We start from the raw sequence: 21,094 nt of genomic DNA, 5'->3' as shown, positions 1-21,094 counted from the left end.
TACCCTTAAGACATTTGTAGATTATAATTTACCGAACAAATGAACGTTATGGAATCACTTTTAAGGTAAGTAAAACAGACGAATCGCTTGATTCGTCTGTTTTATTCTTATAAAAGGGTGAATTTTTATGAAAAATAGCCTCCCAAAAGGTCTACTCTGTGAGACTTGAGAGGAAAATTTTATGAGGGAAATAATTGTTGATAGTTAAGTATTATAATAAAAGTCATTCAAAAAACTATTGAAAGAAATAAGCGGTCAATCTCTGAAACGAAAGCCTCTCGACCTCTTATTTCAATAAATTAAAATGGGTAGAACATTTAACAGAGTGATCTAAATGTTGTGAATGTAATAAATCTAGATGATCAATAACGGATTCATAAGTAACATTATCCTCGAGCAAAATCCCTTCATCTTCACGGGTAGAATCAAATATCACAAGACTAGGGGTTGAATGAACACCCATGGCTTTAGCAATTTTAAGGTCATTAAAATATAATTCTCGTGTGAAATCGGAATAGAAATCCTCATAGAACAAATCTGAATCTAAACCATTGCTTGCAGCAAGGTCCATAATTAAGTTTTCGTTCAAAAGAGATAGATCGTGATAAATTTTTTGTTGTAAATCTTTTAAAAAGCATCTGCCTTTACGTTTGCCTTGAAAGTGTGCAGCTTTTACGGCTAAAGCAGCTTTATAAAGTTTACAGTAGAGGTCATTACGGACTGCTAAACTAGGTTGAATAATGCCTAAACGCTGCATAAAGTCATTTAAAATCTCTTCATTATGTATACAAAGAATATTAATGTCAATCTTTGAAGAAATTAATTTACTAGCCTTATTAATCTCTTGCTCGGAATAGTAGCATTTTCGCCCTAAAGGATTGACAAACAAATAAAAGTCAAAATACTTTGCCTGACCATTAAAGTGATAATCAATCATATAATTTTCCACACTATTCCTCCTTCGTATTACTTTTTCTTAGTATAAGCTTATCATAAACATAGTGTAATCTATAATAATACGCCTAGAGTGAAAAACCTCACAAATAAATAGTATGCCGTAAAATGATAGATATTTCAACTAATGAACAGTTATATACGAAAACCCTTTGACTTATGGTAAAATATTTTCTGGATGATATTAATCAATTAGACTGATATGGGTTGAATATTTTGAAAACTTGTAGAGGGCTAGAAAGGGGGAAATCATGGAAAATAAATATGTATATGAAGAACCTTTTGTCGACAATTGGGCATTGTTCTTAGCCCCTTATGGTCAGGCTGTTGAAGAATTGAAGCTAAAATTAAAAAGTATTCGCCAAGAATATATTGATTTGGATAGACACGCACCGATCGAATTCGTTACCGGACGAGTAAAATCACCTGAAAGTATTATGGAAAAAATGGCTGTTAGACAAATCAAAGCCAAAGATTTCCTTTGTGGTGTTCAGGACATAGCTGGGGTTCGAGTGATGTGCCAGTTTGTTGAGGATATCTATGAAGTAGCAGATTTACTATTAAGACGGTCTGATTTTAAAGTCATTATGATTAGGGACTATATTAAAAATCATAAGCCGAGTGGGTATCGTTCTTATCATATGATCTTAGAGTATCCGGTGGAAAGAATTGAAGGAAACATTTCGGTTATTGTGGAAGTACAAATTAGAACTTTAGCGATGAATTTTTGGGCAACCATCGAACATTCGTTAAATTATAAGTATGATGGCAAGTATCCTGTTGAAATATTAGAAAGACTTCAACGAGCTTCTGAGGCTGCCTTTCTACTTGATGAAGAAATGAGTCAGATTCGTGAAGAGATTCATGAAGCAACCAAACTGTTTGACTCGCGTTAAGAGCAAGAGTAAGGAGAAACTATGAAAAAGATTGGATTAGTATATAATAAAAAAGCTTTATCAGTTGCCTATGCTCAACGACTTAAAACTAAACTCCATCACTATCAATTAAAAGAGCTCTCTAACGGGGAAACTCCTGACTATGTAATATCAATTGGTGGAGATGGCACACTTTTATCAGCCTTTCACCAGTACCAGGCATTTATCAATCATACTCAATTTATAGGGATTCATACGGGACATTTAGGGTTTTATACGGACTGGTTAGGCGAACAGATGGATCAAGTTTTACAGAGTATTGTTGAAAATGACGCTGAATCCATTTCATATCCCTTACTATCGGTAGCTATTACTCTCGGTAATGGAAAAAAGAGACATGTTCTAGCCCTCAATGAATGCAGTATTCGTTCGCATCGTAAAACAATGGTGTGTGATGTGGAAATAAAAGACCAATTCTTTGAAACATTTCGTGGGGATGGATTGTGTATTGCGACACCAACCGGGTCTACGGGGTTAAACAAATCTTTAGGTGGAGCGGTAATGCATCCACGAATTGAAGCAATACAGATGACAGAGATGGCTTCGGTTAATAATCGTGTTTATCGATCCTTGGCCTCGCCTATTATTTTACCGGCTGATGAATGGCTCACTTTAAAACCAGATCCATCCAATGAATGGATGGATATCACGACTGACCATCTATTTTGGGCGGACCAGACAATTGATACGGTGCGCTTGCAATTGGCTAAGGAGAGAATTCATTTCGCTAGCTTTAAGCATATGCATTATTGGAATCGTGTAGAATCCTCTTTTATCGCTAATCAAGTGAGAAAATAAGTTTAATCAATAAAAGGTGAGGTTTATAATGGAGTTGAAGTGGTTTTATGATCAATCGGAAGAAATAACGATTAAAGAATTTTTAAGACAACAACAGTTACCAAAGGCCTTTTTAAGAAAGGTTAAGCTTGAAGGTCAACTGTTATTGAACCATTTAAAAGTACCTGTTCGTTTTAAAATCCGTAAAGGAGACTGTCTTCATTTATTAGCTCCCATCGAGCGAGGGCATGAAACAGTTCCACCTTCAGATGACCCAATTGAAATCGTCTATGAAGATGATGATCTACTTATTTTAAATAAACAAGTGGGAGTAGTTTCAATTCCTTCTTTAGCAAATCCTTCGAGTTCAATTGCTAATCGAGTGAGAGGTTACTACCAAAAGCAAGGCTACTCGGATCAAGTAATCCATATAGTAACAAGGTTAGATCGTGATACATCAGGCTTAATGTTAATTGCTAAGCATCGATTAGCTCATGCATTGATGGATCGTCAAGTAAGAGCAGGTCAAGTGGTTAAATATTACCATGCTCTAAGCAGTCGCAGTCAATGGTCAGACCATGGTATAATTGAAGCACCTATTGCACGTACGGAGTCTTCAATTATAACCCGGCGTGTTCATGAAAGTGGAAAATATGCCAAGACCGAATATTGGTGTCAGCAAACTTATCCTAATGGAGCGCACTTAAGAATAAGGCTTCATACAGGACGAACACATCAAATTCGGGTACACTTAATGCATATGGGAGGTCCTTTAATTGGCGATGATTTATATGGAGGTCCTTTGACCGAAACGATCAGACGTCAAGCGCTTCACTGTGGCCAATTGGAGTTTAACCACCCCATGACTCAACAGCCCTTACATTTTGAGATGAATCTACCAGAAGATATGCAAGATTGGATTCAAGCCCAGCAAGTTAACTAAGAGAGGAATAGCAATGGAAGTATTTGAAAGAAGTTTTGAAGAAAGCGTCGCTAGTTTCAAAGCTATGCTGCAAAACAACCGTATGACACGCTTTCGTACTGAGTTTTTAGCGTTACATAATTATGATCAAGCCAAAATTTTTACTGAGTTTGTCAGTTCTGAGCGAAAAACAGTCTATCAATATCTTGCTCCCAGTGAACTCGCTGATGTCTTTGATGCCTTTGAATCAGATATTCTTCACTTGAGTGAAGAGTATTTCCTAGAGATGGAAAATGCCTATGCAGCTATTGTTTTAGGTGAAATGTACGCGGATAATGCGGTGGATATTTTAAATAATATTGATAATAAAGAAAAAGTAAATACTTACATGCATTTAATGCCTAATAAGTCTGCCCGTGAAATATCTCGTTTGATAAACTATATTGACGAAACAGCAGGATCCATCATGACGACTGAGTTTGTAACTGTCAAGGAAGAATATACAGTTAAACAAGCCTATGAACACTTAAAAACGGCAGCCGCTCAAGCAGAAACTATCTATTATGTGTATGTGATTGATGAAGATAGACGACTAAAGGGTGTTTTATCTTTAAGAGATCTCATTGTTCATGATGATCAAACCTTAATCTCAGAAATCCTTAATCCTCGTTTAATAACAGTTGAAGTAAATGATGATCAAGTAGAGGTAGCAAAAATGGTACAAGATTACGACTTATTGGCCCTACCAGTTGTAGGCTTTGATCGTGAATTACTTGGTATTATAACGGTAGATGATGTTTTAGACGTTATTCAAGAAGAAGCAGACAGTGACTACTCAGGTTTGGCTGCGGTTGATGTTAATGAAATTCATACTACTCCATTTAAGGCCTCTAAAAGTCGCTTGCCTTGGTTAGTTACACTGCTATTTATGGGGATGGGGACAGCCACTCTAATTTCTCAGTTTGAAGGTTTGATATCCTCAGTGCCTGTTTTATCTAGCTTTGTTACATTAATAACCGGTACAGCAGGTAACGCTGGAACTCAATCTTTAGCGGTTGCTGTTCGCAAGCTTACTAATAAATCAGAAGATGATAAATTTTTTGATTCCTTTAGTTTTGAATTACTAACAGGAGTAGTCACAGGATTGGTAGTTGGGTTAACCATAGCCCTAGTGGCAGGCTTTTGGAAAGGAAATCTCTTTTTGGGTATGATCATAGGGATTGCTATGGCTTGTGCAATCGTGGTGGCTAATATTGCCGGTGCTTTGATTCCTAAACTCATGATGAAGATAGGCTTTGACCCCGCTGTGGCTAGTGGTCCATTTATCTCAACTTTAAGTGACTTAACTTCAGTCTTCATTTATTTTACAATTGCCCGAGTTTTTTTAACCTATTTACCTTAATGATAAGAAAAGCCTCTAGCTATAGACACCCACTTGTTTTAGAATTTCAATTTTCAAACTTTGGTCCAAGTATAAAAATCTAAAGGATTGTTATTTTTTCATAATTTGCTTTTGAATTTAAGGCTAATTGTTGTATAGTAGAATCAAGTGATTACAATGATTTATCTTTTAAGATGGATCAATATAAAGGAGAGAACAGAATGGTAGAATTGAATTATCAATTATCAGAATCAGATCGTGCACGTTTAGAACGTGTGAAAGAATTAACCGAGATTCCTTCACCAACTGGTTATACTGGTGAAATTGTGTCGCATTTAATGAAAAAATTTGACCAGGATAAAGTGGAGTATACTAAGACACCAAAAGGAGGTTTACTAGTAACTTTAGAAGGAAAAAATAAAGAACGTCAGCGTTTTATTACAGCTCACGTGGATACTTTAGGAGCGATGGTTCGTGCGGTAAAAGCTGATGGTCGTTTGAAATTAGATCTAATCGGTGGGTTTGTTTACAATTCGCTAGAAGGAGTATATTGCAAAATCCATTCTGCAAAAACAGGTAAAACTTTTGATGGAACGATTTTAATGCATCAGACTTCTGTTCACGTTTACCGTAACGCAGGGTCATTAGAACGCAATCAAGACAATATGGAAGTTCGTTTAGACCACCCTGTTTTTAACCCAGAAGATGTAGCAGAATTAGGTATCGAAGTAGGAGATTTTATTTCTTTCCATCCACGTGCAGAAATTACTGACTCCGGTTATTTAAAATCACGCCACTTAGATGATAAAGTGAGTGTTTCCCTTTTATTAGAAGCTATTGAAGCAATTAAAGCTGGAGAACTTAAATTAGCACATACTACTCATTTCTATATTTCTAATAACGAAGAAATTGGCTACGGTGGAAACTCTAACATTGCTCCAGAAGTTGAAGAATATATTGCTGTCGATATGGGAGCATTAGGAGATGATCAAACTTCAGATGAGTATACAGTGTCTATCTGTGCTAAAGATGCTTCTGGCCCTTATCATGTTGGCTTACGTAATCAATTAGTTGGATTATGTGATGAAAATAAGATTCCTTATAAAGTAGATATCTATCCATACTATGGTTCAGATGCTTCTGCAGCTATGCGTGCCGGAGCAGATGTACGTCACGGATTGTTTGGTGCTGGAATTGATGCTAGTCATGCCTTTGAAAGAACACACATCACCTCAGTAATTGCCACATATGACTTAATTCATAAATACTTAGAAGCAGAGATGGTAGATTAATCGTTTTTAGGTAATAGACCTAGTCATTTCTTATAGATGAGAAATGACAGGTCTTTTTTTGTTGACGAATTGTCCAATCAAATGCAACACCGATAGTAAGAAACTAAAAAGTTCTTCTTTAGGTGGTTTATATTTTATACCTTTCCTTGGTCTATTTTTCATTAACTCTAGGTTATTGTGTAAACCATCTTTACTTACTTTTGACAAATCCATTTCTTCAGGATAAAACTCTCTTAAAAGCTCATTGCTGTTTTCATTTGTACCTTTTGCCAAGCACACTAAGGATCATAGAAATATGTCTTACAGCCTAATTCCTCTTCTGTTTCCTCAAATTCTGAACATTCTTCGCCTCTGTCAAATGTTATTGTTTTTACAAGATCTTTTAGCGCATTAATGATTGCCGATGTGACATTTTCCGACTTTCTATTTTCTACTAATATTGCTATGTAATATCTGGATCTTCTTTCTGCAGTGTTACAAAACAATACTTGCTTTTTCTATGTCTCTCTTTTCGTCTACGAACCTTAATGTTTGAAGAATTGCTTTTTATTTCTCTTGAAATTGTACTAAGAGATCTTCTTAATGTTTTGGCAATTTTTATGATACTCCTTCTTAAATTTAAAATTGATAAATACAAGATCTCTCTTCTATTGTAAGATGGTTATAACTCATAGTTAATGGCTCCTTTTAATCTGTTTTGTTTGGTTATTTACCTATTAATATAGCTAATGAACTCTGCGTTTATTGAACGTTGCACTTGTTATGATAATTTATCTGTTTAAAAAGTCATTAAATAAGGGATATCGCAATAGGACCTATTCAAAACAAGTATTTTTTGTTAAAATTAGTTGATGGAAAAGAAAGTTATGAGGTGACTAAATGGACCGTATCAGCGAAGTGTCTGTTAATCTATTTGGCTATAATCGCAAACAAGTTAACCAATTAGTTGAATATAAAGATGAAAAAATTAAATCTTTAGAAAGAGACGTTGCTAATTTAAACCAGAAAGTACAAGCTCTAGAAGAGAAAGTGGTTTATTTCCAGTCGATTGAAGCCGCTCTAAAAGATGGTTTAGTGGACGCACGAAAGACAGGAAATGAAATTATTGCCGATTCAGAAGCAGAAGCAGAAAAGCTAATAAATCGTACTAATGAGCAAGTGGCCCAATACAAAGAAAACTTTGCATATTATAGTAAGGAACTAGCCAATACAGGAACAGATTTAAAAGATCAATTAAAAATGATGCAATCACAAATGCTAGATATGATTTCAGACTATGAAAAATTTGTTTCATCAACTAATTTTGATGAGGTTTTTCCTAGCAAGCAAGTGGATCGTTTTAGGAATCAGATTGAAGATTATGAGCAAGATGACTTACAACCAAACAGTCATCGAAAGAATCTTTCGGCAGAAAAACAATTGTCAGATAAAGAAAAAGAGGAATTACAACGTTTAATTCAAGATGTTATAAAGAATGAAGAAACGGCAGAAAAGACAAATGACAAAAAATTGGTTGATTTTAAGAAAGCTCATGGTTAACTAAATGATAAAAAAGGGCTGGGGGTAAACCCAGTTTTTCTTGTCTTTAAGTTATCAACAGAAATGAGGAGAAATAATGGTTAAAAATATAACAAAAGAAGTGGAGCGTCGTCGAACTTTTGCAATCATTTCCCATCCCGATGCTGGAAAAACAACTATCACCGAGCAACTTTTATTATTTTCTGGAGCTATACGTGAAGCGGGAACGGTAAAAGCTAAGGGAAAAAAATCAAATAAATTCGCTAAATCAGATTGGATGGAAATTGAAAAGCAAAGAGGCATATCAGTCACGTCTTCTGTCATGCAAGTGGATTATGATGGCTATCAAGTTAATATTCTTGATACTCCAGGTCACGAAGATTTTTCGGAAGATACCTACCGTACTTTAATGGCAGTCGATGCTGCTGTTATGGTGGTCGATTCTGGTAAGGGAATTGAGCCTCAAACTAAGAAATTATTTGAGGTCGTCTCAAAGCGTGGAATTCCTATCTTTACATTTATGAATAAACTAGACCGCGATGGACGCGAGCCAATGGATTTAGTAGCGGAATTAGAAGAAGTCTTAGGAATTAATGCCTATCCAATGAATTGGCCAATGGGTATGGGTAAAACATTACTAGGTCTATATGATTTATACAATCAGCGCGTGGAAATTCGTCAATCAGATGATGAAGATTATTTTATAGCACTGGATGAAGAAGGACATGCCCAAGGAGACCACGCTTTTAAATCATCATCTATTTATAGTCAAGCAATTGATGATGCACAACTTTTACATGAAGCGGGTAATAGTTTTGATCGCCAGGCTATTTCACGAGGAAAATTAACGCCCGTCTTTTTTGGGTCCGCTTTAACGGGTTTTGGCGTACAAACTTTCTTGGATGCCTTTGTCGATTTGTCTCATCAGCCGGCGCCGGCTTTAACAGTTGACGAAGAATATATCCAGCCAACAGATGAGCGTTTTACAGGCTTTGTTTTTAAAATCCAAGCTAATATGAACCCAGCACACCGTGACCGCATTGCCTTTGTAAGGATTGTTTCTGGCCGTTTTGAAAAGGGAATGACAGTTACTTTAAACCGAACCGGCAAAACCATTCGAATGGCACATACTACCCAGTTCATGGCCGACAGTCGAGCAGAAGTCCAAGATGCTTTTGCAGGCGATATTATTGGCTTATATGATACGGGGAATTTTCAAATAGGTGATACCATCTATGCAGGTAACCAAGCCGTCCAATTTGAAGAACTACCACAATTTACGCCGGAGATTTTTATGAAAGTAGCGCCAAAGAATGTAATGAAGCAAAAATCTTTCCATAAAGGAATTGAACAACTTGTGCAAGAAGGAGCCATTCAATTATATAAGACCTATCATACAGAAGAGTATATACTAGGAGCGGTCGGACAACTGCAGTTTGAAGTTTTTCAATATCGTTTATTAAACGAATATAATGCAGAAGTTGAAATGACACCAATGGGGTCAAAAATTGCACGTTGGATTGATGATGAGGACTTAGACCCTAAGATGTCTTCCTCACGAAACCTTCTGGCAAAAGATCGTTTCGGCCAAGCTGTTTTCCTTTTTGAAAATCAGTTTGCTGAAAATTGGTTTAAAGACAAACACCCTGATGTTAAACTTAAACAGTTGATGTAAATCTCTTATTAAGGGTTACTGGTATTTAATAAGTAAATAATCTTAGCTTTTAATTTTGGTTTTGTGTATAATAATGATAGCGTTTGCCTGGGTTTTTATTTGCCTAGAATGAATAGCTATTCAGCGCATAGCTTAATATTAGAAATAATGTCTTTAAGGAGATGAACATATGGAAAAGAAAGAATTTCACGTAGTTGCTGAGACTGGGATTCACGCAAGACCTGCAACTTTATTAGTGCAAGCAGCTAGTAAGTTTTCATCAGATATTAACTTAGAATATAAAGGTAAATCAGTAAATTTGAAATCAATTATGGGAGTGATGTCTCTTGGCGTAGGACAAGGAGCTGACGTTACAATTACAGCTGAAGGTTCTGACGAAAAAGAAGCTATTGAAACGGTAACAGAGACCATGAAGAAAGAGGGCTTATCTGAATAATGACTAATAAACTAACCGGTATTGCGGCTAGTGATGGGATTGCAATTGCACCTGTTTATTTATTAGTGGATCCCGACTTAAGTTTTGACAAAAAGTCAATTGAAGATAGTGAACAGGAACTTATGCGTTTGTCTGTCGCTGTTGACCAAGCAAAAGTGGAACTTGAAAATATTCGCCAATTAGCTGCTGACCAATTAGGTGAAGAAGAGGCAAAAGTTTTTGATGCACATCTTTTAGTTTTATCAGATCCAGAATTCCTAGCCCAAGTAAAAACTTTGATTGAAGAAGATAAGATGAATGCAGAGGCTAGTCTTGAACAAGTTGCAGATATGTTTATTGCTACATTTGAAGCGATGGAAGACAATCCTTACATGCAAGAACGTGCAGCAGATATCCGTGACGTGAAACAACGACTTTTAGCTGCTTTATTAGGAGTGGAATTACCGACTCCAGCTACTATTGACCATGAAGTAATTGTGGTGGCTAGAGACTTAACGCCAAGCGACACTGCGCAATTGAATAAAAAATATGTGAAAGCCTTCGTCACAGAGATTGGCGGAAGAACATCTCACTCTGCTATCATGGCAAGGTCGTTAGAGATACCTGCCGTTGTTGGGATTGAAGGTGTTTCTCAAGCGGTTAAACAGGGAGAAAACTTAATCGTAGATGCCTTAGAAGGTCAAATTATCCTGCAAGCAAACGAGGAAGAACTAAAAGAGTATCAGCATAAAGGCGACCAATTTAAACAAGACCAAGAAGAATTAAAAAAATTGGTAGCATCGCCATCCATAACTAGTGATGGTAAAACAGTAGAAATTGCTGCCAATATTGGAACCCCTAAGGATGTTGAGGGAGCTATTGATAATGGAGCAGATGGAGTAGGCTTGTATCGAACAGAATTCCTTTACATGAATGCTTCTGATTTTCCTAGTGAAGATGATCAATATCGCGCTTATCGTCAAGTGCTTGAAGCTGTTGATGGTAAAGGGGTGGTCGTTCGAACCATGGATATAGGTGGCGATAAGCATTTGCCATATATGAAGTTGCCACAAGAAATGAACCCATTTTTAGGTTACCGTGCTATTCGTATTTCTATAGATAAGCCAGAGATGTTCAAAACACAATTGAAAGCATTACTGAGAGCATCGGTTCATGGTGATTTGAAAATCATGTTTCCCATGATTGCTACAATTTCAGAGTTTCGCCAGGCTAAATCTTTATTAGAAGAGGTTAAAAAAGAACTTCAACAAGCGCAGGTTGAATATTCAGATTCTATCGAAGTTGGAATAATGATTGAAATTCCAGCTGCTGCTGTTTTAGCGGACCAATTTGCAAAGGAAGTAGACTTCTTCTCAATTGGTACAAATGATTTAATCCAATATTCAATGGCTGCTGATCGAATGAATGAGCGAGTTTCTTATCTTTATCAACCCTATAATCCTTCTATTTTGAGATTAGTCAAATTTGTAATTGACGCAGCTCACCAAGAAGGTAAATGGGTTGGTATGTGCGGTGAAATGGCTGGTGACCAAATGGCGGTACCTATTCTACTAGGTATGGGATTAGATGAGTTTTCAATGTCTGCTTCGTCAATCTTAAGAACACGTCAGTTAATTTCACGCTTAGATAGTAAAAAGATGCAAGAATTAGCTGATCGCGTGATCAAGGAATGTAATTCATCTGAAGCAGTAGAAGAGCTTGTTAATCAATATTTAGCCTAAAGTGTATTTCATAAATAGTTAAGACCCTAGGAAAAGTTTGTCGCCATTTAAGCATAGCCATATGTTTGTGGAACAAATCGTTTCTAGTGTCTTTTTTTTACAAAAAACACTGTTGTTAAGGTAGTAAAATATTTACTATAATAGATGAGAATAGAAATAAGCTCTAGGAAGGAAGCATTATGAAGATAGGCATGTTTACGGATACCTACTTTCCTCAATTAAGTGGTGTATCAACTTCAATCAAATTATTAACAAAAGAATTGCGAGCTAGAGGACATGAGGTAGTTATCTTCACTACTACTGATCCGAATGCAGAAGCAGAGCCAGATGTTGTTAGGATTTCAAGTGTTCCCTTTTTAAGTTTTTCTGATCGAAGAATTGCATATCGGGGATTCGATCGCTGTTTGAAAATAGCGCGTTCCATGAACTTAGACCTTATTCATACGCACACCGAGTTTAGTATGGGTTTAGCTGGTAAGTATGTTGCTAGCCGTTTGAAGATTCCTAATATACATACTTATCATACAATGTATGAAAATTATACCCACTATATTTTAGATGGGCTCTTAGTTCAAGCCAATCATGTAAGAGTAATTTCACGTCAGTATTGTAACCAATCAAATGCAGTCATTGCGCCCAGTCAATTAACTAAAGATACTTTAGAATCTTATGGTGTTCATGTTCCTATACAGATAATAGCTACTGGAGTAAACATTCCAAATTTTAAACCAGAAGAAGCTAAAACTTTGCGGAAGACTTTAGGTTTTAATAGTAAAGACCGTGTATTATTATCTTTATCACGTTTATCTAAAGAAAAAAATATAATTGAAGTCTTATATTCTTATTGTGAATTGAAGCAAAAGGATCCAAATCTAAAATTAGTGATTGCTGGGGATGGACCAGAAAGAGATAGTCTAGAACAATTTAGTCGTAAACATGATTTAGATGTGCGCTTTGTCGGATTTGTCGATCATGATGAAGTTTGGCGTTATTACCAAATGGCTGATTTATATGTAAATGCCTCAGAGTCGGAATCGCAAGGGTTGACTTATCTAGAAGCAATTGTTAACCGCTGTCCAATCATTGCTAAGAGTAATGATTACCTCAAGACTGTGATGCAAGAAGAGGCTTTTGGCGCCTTATTTGATGAAAATTACACACTTAATCAAGCAATTAGAGACTTTTTGGAGAAAAAAGACTCAAAACAAGTTGATCCAATTGATACAGATAACTTATATGAAATATCAGTAGAAAAGTTTACGGATCAAGTTTTAACCTTTTACAAGCAAGTATGTGAGCGATATATTGAAGAAGAAACTGGCCTTTTTGATCGTGTCTTTAGTAAAGTAAAAAATGTTATTCGTGAAATTGTAATAGGAGGAAAAATATAGTGGATCAAACACTCAAAGTAGGTTTTATCGGACTAGGTGTTATGGGACAATCAATGGCTAGACACATATTAAGAGCTGGTTATCCGCTTTATGTTTATAATCGAACGAGGTCTAAAGCCAATCAATTGGTTGAAGAAGGGGCTATTTGGCAAGCTTCACCTGAAGAAGTTGCTCAGGCATGTGACTTAGTCTTAACAATAGTTGGCTATCCTGAAGATGTTGAAGCGGTATACCTAGGTGAAAAGGGCTTGTTTAAGGGTGCTCACTCAGGTCAGGTTTTTATTGATTTAACCACCTCTAGACCAAGTTTGGCTCAGGAACTCACTAAAAAAGGACAAGCTTTGGGTGTTACTGTTTTAGATGCACCTGTTTCTGGTGGAGATTTAGGAGCAAAAGCAGGACGCCTAACAGCTATGGTTGGAGGAGATGCAGCAACTTTAGATCAAGTTCGTCCTATTCTTGAAACATTTAGTGCAAGTATTCAACTCCATGGTTCTGCAGGTTCTGGCCAACATGCTAAGGCAAGTAATCAGATTATGATTGCTGGGACAATGACCGGCATGGTCGAAACATTAAGGTATGCTAAAGCAAATGGGTTAGACTTAGAAAAAGTTATTGCAACCTTGACTGGTGGAGCTGCTAATAACTGGTCATTGGCCAATTATGGCCCTCGTATTTTAAGATCAGACTATTCACCTGGATTTTTTGTTAAGCACTATATCAAGGATTTAGGTATTGCTTTAGAAGAAGCTGAAAAAGCCAATTTAAATTTACCAGGTACAAAACTTGCCTATGATTTATACCAAGAATTAGCAAAAGAAGGTCATGAAAATGATGGTACTCAAGCTTTGATTAAGCTTTGGTGGGATCAAGCTTAATAGTCCTCCTCACTCTAAGTTGGGAAGCAACTTAAAATTTATTTCTTGCAATTTTATCTCAGTTTGTTAGTATACCTTGTATAAAATAAATTATCTTCTTAGTGAAGAATGGAGGAAATCATGAAAGCATCTGTACTTACTGGAATTATTCAACGACTAGAAACAATGACTAAGGCAAAAGATGAAGTTGAAATTCGTCGATTTGAATTGGATGGGATTGAAAAATGCCAAGTGACTTATTTACCAAATGATGATGCTTTTGAAATGACAGAATCAGAAACGGGAACTGTTTTCCGCTTTGACAACATTGATCTAGTAGCCATTGAAATATTTGATCTGTTGGGTTAATACAAACAAAAAGAGGTCTGAGGATAATCGAAATCCTAGACCTCTTTTTATTTATCATAAACATATAATCTTTTCATCAGTTAAAATCCTAAGCAAGATAATTATAAATATTAGAGCCAGTGAATCATGAGTATAAGAATACAAGAATGTGCTATAATGACTTTAAGTAAAAAAAGAAATAAGTTAATGAAGATAATAAAAAAGTATAGGAGGAATCATGAGAAAATTGATTCAACCCACTTGGTGTCTTAATTCAGTTTATCGTCTTAAGCCATCTGATCTAATCAACCAGCAAATTAAAGGCCTAATAGTAGATCTTGATAATACACTCTTGGCATGGAATTGCCTAGATCATACCCAAGAATTAGCAATATGGGCAAAGAGTATGCAAGATGCAGGTATAAAATTATTTGTTTTATCCAACAATCATCCCGAACGAGTACATAGGGTGGCGGATCCTTTAAAATTACCTTATCTCGGTCATGCCTTAAAACCGCTCAGACGTAGTTTTCGCTTAGCAATGAAAAGAATGCAAGTTAAGCCGGAGCATGTCTTAGTGGTCGGTGACCAGATAATGACCGATGTAATAGGAGCTAAGAGTTTAGGTTTGAAAGTACTTTTAGTTAAACCTATTGTCAATAATGATAATATTTACACCCTGGTCAATCGCACTTTAGAAAAAATGGCACTGAAATGGATTGGGATTGACCGACATGGAGACTGGGGGGACCAACTTGAAAGACCAAACTAATTTACAAGAAAACTATCAATGCATTGGATGTGGGGCTGAAATTCAAAGTGAAGATCCTAATAAGATGGGGTATTTATTGGCTTCTATCTTGGAGAAGAAAAAAATAGAAGGCGATTTTTATTGTCAGCGCTGTTTCAGACTGCGTCATTATAATGAGCTACAGGATGTGCAAATTTCAGACGATATATTTCTGGATCGCCTTTCTTCCATTTCAGAAGACGATGCTTTTGTAGTGAATGTTATTGATATATTTGATGTTGAAGGAAGTATGTTATCTGGCTTAAATCGTTTTATTGGCAAGCAACCCTTTGTTTTAGTCGCTAATAAAGTAGACTTATTACCAAAATCAGTCAAACAAAATCGAATCGTTCATTGGTTGAAACAGCGTTTCTTTGAAAATAGTTTAAAACCAGACGAAGTGTTTTTGCTGTCAGCCAATAAGCCAGCTAGCTTACAAGCTCTAATTGATCGGATTGACCGCGAGGTAAGACAACGTAATGTTTACATAGTGGGAGTTACTAATGTTGGAAAATCTACCTTAATTAACCAACTACTGAGACATTATGGTGGAAACAAAGAAATAATCACAACCTCTGATCATCCGGGCACCACACTCGATACGATTCGTATACCATTAACAGAAACAACGGGTATCATTGATACTCCGGGAATTATCAAGGAAAACCAACTGGCTCATTACTTAGATCGTCAGGGAATGAAAAAACTATTACCCAATAAAGCAATTAAGCCTAGAACTTTTCAGTTAAATGCTGGTCAAACACTCTTTTTAGCTGGAGCAGGTAGAGTTGATTTTATAGCAGGAGAAAGGGCAGCCTTTACTTTTTATGTCTCCAATGAGACATATATTCACCGGACTAAAACGGATAAGGCAGATGACTTTTACATTGAGCACAAAGGACAACTCTTAAGTCCTCCATATCTCAATCAAGCAGTTAATTTTCCTGAACTACAAGGAAGGGATTATCAATTAAAACCCAATCAAGATTTAGCGATTGCTGGACTAGGATGGTTAACAGTTAATGAACCTGTTCAAGTAAGACTATGGGCTCCAAAAGCTGTCCAAGTTACACAAAGAGAAAGTATGATTTAGGTTAAACAGATCTAGTTAGAAAAGGAGTCAATATGACCGTATTAAATAAAAAACAAATTAAGTTTCTTAGAAAAAAAGCGCAAAAAGAAAAAGCAATTTTTCAAATCGGAAAATTAGGAATTACAGAAGTCTTTATTCAACAAGTGGATGAAGCCATTGAAAAAAGAGAATTAATTAAATTTAATATTCTGCAAAATTCTGATGAAGAAATTGATCAAGCGGCTGAACAAATTGCTCAAGCAATTAATGCAGTAATTGTTCAAACCGTTGGACATACAGCTGTTCTTTATCGCCCTTCTCACAAAGAAAAATATCAAAGAATAAGTGAAGAAATAGCCACTATTCAATAGCAACAGAAAGGAGACCTCCATGCGGACGATCGTCAGTGAACAAACTATTTTGAGGCTTGAGCGAGAATATGCCTCGATCACCTTAGGACAAATAGCGGATTTAACAACCGACCGTGATCGCCAACGCATCGGTATTTTAGGAGGGACTTTTAATCCGCCTCATTTAGGTCATTTAATGATGGCTGAACAAGTAGGAAAACAATTAGATTTAGATGAAGTTTGGTTTATGCCAACCGCAAAGCCACCTCATGCGCCGGGGAAGCAGACCATTGCTTCTCAACACCGGCTGCAAATGGTTCAAAGAGCGATCGAAGGTAATCCTTTGTTTAAACTCCAAGCCTACGAAGTTAATCGTGGTGGGAAAAATTATACCATTGATACTATGAGGCATTTCGTGAAAGCTTACCCTGAGTGCGACTTTTACTTTATCATTGGGAGTGACTCAGCTAATGAACTAGAGACTTGGCGTGACATTAGTGAATTGGCTTCAATGGTTCAATTTGTGGGTGTGCGACGTCCAGGCGAAGAAATTTATGGGGGGCAATATCCAATCATCTGGGTAGACAGTCCTTTGGTAGAGCTTTCTTCAACGGAAATTCGTCTAAGAGTCTACTTGGAACAATCCATTCGTTATCAAGTTCCTGATGCGGTGATAGACTACATTAACCGCCACGACCTATATCGACGTTTGGATTGATGAAAGAAGGAGTTTTTATGACAGAAGAACTTATTTACCAACAAGACTTTATTAATATGAGCCGTCAAGAGTTGATTAATCAATTAGAAAAGCGTTTATCAAAAAGACGGTTTGATCATGTAATGGGGGTTGAAAAAAAAGCGCTTGAGTTAGCGAAGCTTTATGAAGAAGATATCGAAAAAGCATCAATCGTTGCTTTAATGCATGACTATGCCAAAGAAATTGAATCCGAGGCAATGTTAAATTTAGCTCAAGCATTTTGGTCAGACGAGCGGCTTGAAGACGCAACAGAAGGAATCTGGCATGGTTTTGCTGCTGCACAAATATTGAAAACGGATCTAGCATGTCAAGATGATGAAATTATTCAAGCGGTAGCTGCTCATACTACGGGCTGGCACCAAATGTCAAAACTTGCAAAAATACTTTATATCGCAGACTATACAGAAGAAGGACGTAATTTTAAAGGAGTCAATAAGGTTAGAAAACTAAGTCAAATTGATTTAGATAAGGCCTGTTTTTTGAAGATGCGTATGACAGTAAAGCACTTGATGAAAAGGCAAGAATATCTTTTCCCCTTACAAATTGAAGTCTATAACAGTTGGATTAAAAATTATAAAGCAAATAAAGTTATTTAGGAGGAATTATGACATTATCAAGTAAAGAAAAATTAGAAGTAATTGTAAAAGCGGCGGACGATCGGATGGGCCAAGATATTATGGCTTTAGATGTAAGTCAAATGACACCCTTGGCAGAATATTTTGTAATCATGCACGCCAAGAATGAACGTCAACTTAATGCGATTGTGGACGAAATCATTGAAAAATGTCATCAAGCGAATATAAATATCAAGGGTTCTGAAGGAAAAGATGGCGGACGCTGGATTTTAATTGATATTTATGAAATCGTTGTTCATGTCTTTCATTATGAAGAGCGTAGCCATTATAATTTAGAAAAAATCTGGCGAGATGCGCCATTAGTGGACATTTCTGCATGGGTGAATCCTTAATGAGTTTTACCGATGTCGCTTTGGTTTATGACCGTTTTAATGATTTGAGCGCCTATGATCAGTGGCTAGATTTTACTTTAGCTCATGCAGGAGAAGCTGTTGAAAATGTTTTGGATATGGCATGTGGGACAGGTTATTTTAGCCGTTTATTAGCTAAGAATTATCAGCAAGTTAAGGGTATGGATTTAAATGAAGCAATGATTGACCAAGCTAAAAAACAAGCAGGAAATGAATATGAAAACCTCATCTTTCAACAAGGTGATATGCTCAATCTAGAAGCAGAAGAGGGAAAGTATGATTTAGTGACTTGCTATGCAGATTCTTTATGTTTTCTAAAGAATGAAGAAGAGCTTAAACAGGCTCTTTTTTCAATGGTTAATTGTCTAAAAGATAGTGGTCGATTATTGTTTGATGTATGGACCCCTTATCAATTGAGTCAAGGATTTGATCAATTTTCTTATCAGGATGAAGATGAAAAGGGAGCTCTATTGTGGACATCTTTCACTAAAGCTAATGATTTAAGTGTAATTCACCAGTTAACTGTCTTTGATCGCGTTGAGTCTGAAGCTGATCAAGATTTTTATAGACGTTATCAAGTCGACCTAGAAGAAAAAACCTATCCCTTAGCTACTTATAAAAATTTTTTACTAGAAGTAGGCTTGCAACCACAACAAATTCAAGTTTTGGTCAATTTTGGTGAACGTCAGTATGACGAATCTCAAGATCAAAAGACTGATCGTTGGTTTTTTGTATGTCAAAAGGGGGAATAAATGTTGAGAACCTTAGGCATTATTGCAGAATACAATCCTTTTCATTATGGCCATCTCTATCAACTCAAAAAGGCAAGGACCTTAACTCAAGCTGAATGCATTATCGTTTTAATGAGTGGGAATGTTGTGCAAAGAGGGGAGTTTCCTATTCTGGATAAATGGCATAGGGCAGAGCTTGCCTTAAAAAATGGAGCAGACCTAGTCCTCGAACTTCCATTGAATGCTAGTCTGCAGGCAGCGGATTTTTTTGCCGGAAGCTCCGTTGACATCATGAAAGACTTGGAGGTTGATTATTTAGCTTTTGGAAGTGAATCGGCTGAATTAGCAGATCTTCAAGCCTATTTAGATTTTATTGAGTTAATTGATGCGGACTTGCAAAAAAATATCCGTCTTTTACTTAAAGAAGGAAAGGCCTACCCAGCCGCTTATCAAACGGCTGTCGCTCAACAATTGAAACAGCATGAATACAGTTTAAGTTTCGATCCATCTGCTAGCAATCAAATGCTAGGCATTCTGTACTTAAAAGCACTAAAAGGTTCTAAAATTCAACCAATTGTTATCCCTCGTCTTAAAGAAACTCAAGAGCTAGAACAGTGGATTGAGCTACCACATGAGCTACAACCAATATCTATCCTTTCAGGCAGTCAAATCAGAAAGGAAGTTCAAGAGGGTGTTCTAAAAGCTCGAAATCTTCCGATAATGACTTGGCAGAAGTTGCAAATGCATTCCTTAATCGAATGGCAAGATTATTATACCTTACTCAACTATGCTATCTTAGCGTTGGGGAAAGAAGGTCTTGCTAAAATTCAAGGAATGGTCGAGGGGATGGAGTCGGCTATCTATAAGCAAAATCTCAAAACTCAGTCTTGGGAGGAATTAGTGGATGCTCTTACTTCGAGTCGGTGGACACGGTCAGCTGTACAACGTCTATTGATGATGGTTTTATTGCATATTGATCAAACAATGTGGCAAAGTTATTTAACAAAAAATAAAAAGCAGAAAGTGCTTCGTATCTTGGCTTTTAATCAAGTGGGGCGAGCCTTTTTAAGCAGCTTTAATTCGGAAAAACTAAAACTTTTTTCTAATTTATCGCAAGAAATAGCAGACAATTATCACTTGGCCTTGCAAGTAGATAGTATTTTGCAGGCCAATCCTAATAAAAAAACTGAAGAACAAGTGATAGCAAAGCATCCCATTTATTTAAATGAGCCTTATTTATAGCAAGCTAAACTAGTAATATGAACGTCAATCAGCTATACTAATATTGGTTTAGAATTGATTATTGTGATTGACAAGCTGTCTTTTCTTAAGTATAATTTATTTTGTCGTTTTAGAGGTGATATATATGAAATGGACCCTTCGTCAATTACGTGAGGCCTGTCGTGACGGCATCTATTCTTTTGATGAGCGAATAGATATCCAATCACAAATAAGTGAACGCAAGTCGGATATAATCCACATAGATGAAGTGCATTCTAAGGGATACTTCCTTTTGCGTGATGAAGAGTTTGTGCTCCACTGCCAATTTGATGTGGACGTGACATTGCCTTCAACTCGTAGTTTGAAGCCTGTAGTTGTCCCTTTATCAATAAAGGTGAGAGAACGCTACGTTGATAAAAGTTTAGACTTTAATGCTCAAGACTATGAGGAAACCACTATTGTTCTTGAACATGACTATATTGACCTCGCAGCGTCTGCTGTTGATAATATTCTTTTGAATATTCCAAGACAAGTCATTGCAGAGGATGATACAGATCTTCCTTCAGGCAAAGACTGGACAGTCGTAACCGAAGAAGAATATAATCTTCAAAACCAAGCAGAAGAGGATCAAGTTGATCCAAGATTTGCAGCCTTAAAAACGTTATTATCAGACCAAGATAAATAATGGTCATCAACTACCAGGAGGTGTAAAACATGGCAGTACCAAAAAGAAGAACATCTAAAGCAGTAAAAAGAAAGCGTCGTACTCACTTCAAATTAAACGTACCAGGAATGAATCCTTGTCCTGAGTGTGGCGAAATGAAATTAAGCCACCGTGTATGCGGTAATTGTGGTTTCTACGCAGGAAAAAATGTAGAACAAGTAGCAAAATAATAACAAGAAAGATCGGTTAATCGGTCTTTTTTGGCTCTATGTCCAATAGGGTTGATGCTATCCAAGGAGATTAAGCAATTAACGGTT

The 21,094-nt window shown here is 36.5% G+C and carries 24 protein-coding genes; 22 read left to right on the top strand and 2 right to left on the bottom strand.

The window, feature by feature from the left end; translation table 11 throughout:
- Positions 1-286: 286 nt before the first annotated feature.
- On the bottom strand, positions 287-949 hold the full coding sequence (locus tag ACQV2X_RS04545) for a DsbA family protein (RefSeq protein WP_428874466.1): 663 nt from the start codon (positions 947-949) through the stop codon (positions 287-289).
- 256 nt (positions 950-1,205) lie between these two features.
- Here ACQV2X_RS04545 and ACQV2X_RS04540 point away from each other — a divergent pair, with 256 nt between their 5' ends.
- The 5 genes from ACQV2X_RS04540 to ACQV2X_RS04520 all read left to right on the top strand — a co-directional run bounded on the left by ACQV2X_RS04540 (position 1,206) and on the right by ACQV2X_RS04520 (position 6,261).
- A complete protein-coding gene (locus tag ACQV2X_RS04540; protein ID WP_428874465.1) occupies positions 1,206-1,850 on the top strand; it encodes a GTP pyrophosphokinase in 645 nt (214 codons plus the stop codon).
- Positions 1,851-1,871: 21 nt separating this feature from the next.
- Positions 1,872-2,687: an NAD kinase gene (locus ACQV2X_RS04535; RefSeq protein ID WP_428874464.1), complete on the top strand. Its 816-nt coding sequence runs from the start codon at positions 1,872-1,874 to the stop codon at positions 2,685-2,687.
- A 28-nt stretch (positions 2,688-2,715) separates the two neighbouring features.
- A complete protein-coding gene (locus tag ACQV2X_RS04530; RefSeq protein WP_428874463.1) occupies positions 2,716-3,609 on the top strand; it encodes an RluA family pseudouridine synthase in 894 nt (297 codons plus the stop codon).
- A 13-nt stretch (positions 3,610-3,622) separates the two neighbouring features.
- Entirely contained in the window at positions 3,623-4,990 is a 1,368-nt protein-coding gene (mgtE, locus tag ACQV2X_RS04525; RefSeq protein ID WP_428892043.1) for a magnesium transporter, read from the top strand.
- A gap of 200 nt (positions 4,991-5,190) precedes the next feature.
- Entirely contained in the window at positions 5,191-6,261 is a 1,071-nt protein-coding gene (locus ACQV2X_RS04520; protein ID WP_428874840.1) for a M42 family metallopeptidase, read from the top strand.
- 30 nt (positions 6,262-6,291) lie between these two features.
- Here ACQV2X_RS04520 and ACQV2X_RS04515 read toward each other — a convergent pair whose 3' ends face one another.
- Positions 6,292-6,534: a hypothetical protein gene (locus ACQV2X_RS04515; protein WP_428894277.1), complete on the bottom strand. Its 243-nt coding sequence runs from the start codon at positions 6,532-6,534 to the stop codon at positions 6,292-6,294.
- Between the two features lie 606 nt (positions 6,535-7,140).
- On the opposite strand from ACQV2X_RS04515, the gene ACQV2X_RS04510 reads away from it, so the two are divergent.
- The 17 genes from ACQV2X_RS04510 (at position 7,141) to rpmF (ending at position 21,007) form a co-directional block, all read left to right on the top strand.
- On the top strand, positions 7,141-7,800 hold the full coding sequence (locus tag ACQV2X_RS04510; protein ID WP_428874480.1) for a DivIVA domain-containing protein: 660 nt from the start codon (positions 7,141-7,143) through the stop codon (positions 7,798-7,800).
- Between the two features lie 76 nt (positions 7,801-7,876).
- Positions 7,877-9,454, top strand: a complete 1,578-nt coding sequence (locus tag ACQV2X_RS04505; RefSeq protein ID WP_428894276.1) for a peptide chain release factor 3 — start codon at positions 7,877-7,879, stop codon at positions 9,452-9,454.
- Positions 9,455-9,623: 169 nt separating this feature from the next.
- A complete protein-coding gene (locus ACQV2X_RS04500; protein ID WP_428874483.1) occupies positions 9,624-9,890 on the top strand; it encodes a phosphocarrier protein HPr in 267 nt (88 codons plus the stop codon).
- The gene (ptsP, locus tag ACQV2X_RS04495) at positions 9,890-11,611 is read left to right on the top strand and encodes a phosphoenolpyruvate--protein phosphotransferase (RefSeq protein ID WP_428876604.1); all 1,722 of its coding nucleotides are present in this window, start codon (positions 9,890-9,892) and stop codon (positions 11,609-11,611) included. Before ACQV2X_RS04500 ends, ptsP begins: the two co-directional genes overlap by 1 nt.
- Before the next feature lie 179 nt (positions 11,612-11,790).
- Positions 11,791-13,002, top strand: a complete 1,212-nt coding sequence (locus tag ACQV2X_RS04490) for a glycosyltransferase family 4 protein (protein ID WP_428874485.1) — start codon at positions 11,791-11,793, stop codon at positions 13,000-13,002.
- Positions 13,002-13,880, top strand: coding sequence for an NAD(P)-dependent oxidoreductase (locus tag ACQV2X_RS04485; protein WP_428894275.1), 879 nt, complete (start codon positions 13,002-13,004; stop codon positions 13,878-13,880). The genes ACQV2X_RS04490 and ACQV2X_RS04485 overlap by 1 nt, the downstream gene beginning before the upstream one ends.
- A gap of 120 nt (positions 13,881-14,000) precedes the next feature.
- Positions 14,001-14,228 (top strand): YkuJ family protein, encoded by a 228-nt coding sequence (locus tag ACQV2X_RS04480; RefSeq protein WP_428874487.1) that lies wholly within the window; start codon positions 14,001-14,003, stop codon positions 14,226-14,228.
- Between the two features lie 217 nt (positions 14,229-14,445).
- Positions 14,446-14,979 (top strand): YqeG family HAD IIIA-type phosphatase, encoded by a 534-nt coding sequence (locus tag ACQV2X_RS04475; protein ID WP_428874488.1) that lies wholly within the window; start codon positions 14,446-14,448, stop codon positions 14,977-14,979.
- Positions 14,942-16,090: a ribosome biogenesis GTPase YqeH gene (gene yqeH, locus ACQV2X_RS04470; protein WP_428892066.1), complete on the top strand. Its 1,149-nt coding sequence runs from the start codon at positions 14,942-14,944 to the stop codon at positions 16,088-16,090. The genes ACQV2X_RS04475 and yqeH overlap by 38 nt, the downstream gene beginning before the upstream one ends.
- Before the next feature lie 32 nt (positions 16,091-16,122).
- Entirely contained in the window at positions 16,123-16,440 is a 318-nt protein-coding gene (gene yhbY / locus ACQV2X_RS04465) for a ribosome assembly RNA-binding protein YhbY (RefSeq protein ID WP_428874490.1), read from the top strand.
- A gap of 19 nt (positions 16,441-16,459) precedes the next feature.
- Positions 16,460-17,137, top strand: a complete 678-nt coding sequence (locus ACQV2X_RS04460; protein WP_428874491.1) for a nicotinate-nucleotide adenylyltransferase — start codon at positions 16,460-16,462, stop codon at positions 17,135-17,137.
- Between the two features lie 17 nt (positions 17,138-17,154).
- Positions 17,155-17,772, top strand: coding sequence for a bis(5'-nucleosyl)-tetraphosphatase (symmetrical) YqeK (gene yqeK / locus ACQV2X_RS04455; RefSeq protein WP_428874832.1), 618 nt, complete (start codon positions 17,155-17,157; stop codon positions 17,770-17,772).
- Positions 17,773-17,780: 8 nt separating this feature from the next.
- Complete coding sequence (rsfS, locus tag ACQV2X_RS04450) at positions 17,781-18,143, top strand: ribosome silencing factor (RefSeq protein ID WP_428874831.1); 363 nt, start codon at positions 17,781-17,783, stop codon at positions 18,141-18,143.
- The gene (locus ACQV2X_RS04445; protein ID WP_428874495.1) at positions 18,128-18,913 is read left to right on the top strand and encodes a class I SAM-dependent methyltransferase; all 786 of its coding nucleotides are present in this window, start codon (positions 18,128-18,130) and stop codon (positions 18,911-18,913) included. The genes rsfS and ACQV2X_RS04445 overlap by 16 nt, the downstream gene beginning before the upstream one ends.
- Complete coding sequence (locus ACQV2X_RS04440) at positions 18,914-20,134, top strand: nucleotidyltransferase family protein (RefSeq protein WP_428892065.1); 1,221 nt, start codon at positions 18,914-18,916, stop codon at positions 20,132-20,134.
- A gap of 124 nt (positions 20,135-20,258) precedes the next feature.
- The gene (locus ACQV2X_RS04435) at positions 20,259-20,798 is read left to right on the top strand and encodes a YceD family protein (protein ID WP_428874497.1); all 540 of its coding nucleotides are present in this window, start codon (positions 20,259-20,261) and stop codon (positions 20,796-20,798) included.
- 29 nt (positions 20,799-20,827) lie between these two features.
- Positions 20,828-21,007, top strand: a complete 180-nt coding sequence (rpmF, locus tag ACQV2X_RS04430) for a 50S ribosomal protein L32 (RefSeq protein ID WP_428874498.1) — start codon at positions 20,828-20,830, stop codon at positions 21,005-21,007.
- Positions 21,008-21,094: the final 87 nt, after the last annotated feature.

Source organism: Facklamia sp. P12945 (genome assembly GCF_050409485.1).
In the GTDB taxonomy this organism is placed as follows: domain Bacteria; phylum Bacillota; class Bacilli; order Lactobacillales; family Aerococcaceae; genus Facklamia.
The sequence above is the reverse complement of the archived record's forward strand: the minus strand, read 5'-3'. Positions and strand labels throughout refer to the sequence as shown.

Excerpts from the sequence above, each read along its gene's own strand:
- ACQV2X_RS04535 (WP_428874464.1), top strand. The coding sequence starts at position 1,872 with ATGAAAAAGATTGGATTAGTATATAATAAAAAAGCTTTATCAGTTGCC.
- ptsP (WP_428876604.1), top strand. The coding sequence starts at position 9,890 with ATGACTAATAAACTAACCGGTATTGCGGCTAGTGATGGGATTGCAATT.
- yhbY (WP_428874490.1), top strand. The coding sequence starts at position 16,123 with ATGACCGTATTAAATAAAAAACAAATTAAGTTTCTTAGAAAAAAAGCG.
- ACQV2X_RS04460 (WP_428874491.1), top strand. The coding sequence starts at position 16,460 with ATGCGGACGATCGTCAGTGAACAAACTATTTTGAGGCTTGAGCGAGAA.
- ACQV2X_RS04480 (WP_428874487.1), top strand. The coding sequence starts at position 14,001 with ATGAAAGCATCTGTACTTACTGGAATTATTCAACGACTAGAAACAATG.
- rpmF (WP_428874498.1), top strand. The coding sequence starts at position 20,828 with ATGGCAGTACCAAAAAGAAGAACATCTAAAGCAGTAAAAAGAAAGCGT.
- yqeH (WP_428892066.1), top strand. The coding sequence starts at position 14,942 with ATGGAGACTGGGGGGACCAACTTGAAAGACCAAACTAATTTACAAGAA.
- ACQV2X_RS04530 (WP_428874463.1), top strand. The coding sequence starts at position 2,716 with ATGGAGTTGAAGTGGTTTTATGATCAATCGGAAGAAATAACGATTAAA.
- ACQV2X_RS04510 (WP_428874480.1), top strand. The coding sequence starts at position 7,141 with ATGGACCGTATCAGCGAAGTGTCTGTTAATCTATTTGGCTATAATCGC.
- ACQV2X_RS04490 (WP_428874485.1), top strand. The coding sequence starts at position 11,791 with ATGAAGATAGGCATGTTTACGGATACCTACTTTCCTCAATTAAGTGGT.
- ACQV2X_RS04475 (WP_428874488.1), top strand. The coding sequence starts at position 14,446 with ATGAGAAAATTGATTCAACCCACTTGGTGTCTTAATTCAGTTTATCGT.
- ACQV2X_RS04435 (WP_428874497.1), top strand. The coding sequence starts at position 20,259 with ATGAAATGGACCCTTCGTCAATTACGTGAGGCCTGTCGTGACGGCATC.
- ACQV2X_RS04500 (WP_428874483.1), top strand. The coding sequence starts at position 9,624 with ATGGAAAAGAAAGAATTTCACGTAGTTGCTGAGACTGGGATTCACGCA.
- ACQV2X_RS04505 (WP_428894276.1), top strand. The coding sequence starts at position 7,877 with ATGGTTAAAAATATAACAAAAGAAGTGGAGCGTCGTCGAACTTTTGCA.
- ACQV2X_RS04445 (WP_428874495.1), top strand. The coding sequence starts at position 18,128 with ATGGGTGAATCCTTAATGAGTTTTACCGATGTCGCTTTGGTTTATGAC.
- yqeK (WP_428874832.1), top strand. The coding sequence starts at position 17,155 with ATGACAGAAGAACTTATTTACCAACAAGACTTTATTAATATGAGCCGT.
- ACQV2X_RS04440 (WP_428892065.1), top strand. The coding sequence starts at position 18,914 with ATGTTGAGAACCTTAGGCATTATTGCAGAATACAATCCTTTTCATTAT.
- mgtE (WP_428892043.1), top strand. The coding sequence starts at position 3,623 with ATGGAAGTATTTGAAAGAAGTTTTGAAGAAAGCGTCGCTAGTTTCAAA.
- rsfS (WP_428874831.1), top strand. The coding sequence starts at position 17,781 with ATGACATTATCAAGTAAAGAAAAATTAGAAGTAATTGTAAAAGCGGCG.
- ACQV2X_RS04520 (WP_428874840.1), top strand. The coding sequence starts at position 5,191 with ATGGTAGAATTGAATTATCAATTATCAGAATCAGATCGTGCACGTTTA.
- ACQV2X_RS04540 (WP_428874465.1), top strand. The coding sequence starts at position 1,206 with ATGGAAAATAAATATGTATATGAAGAACCTTTTGTCGACAATTGGGCA.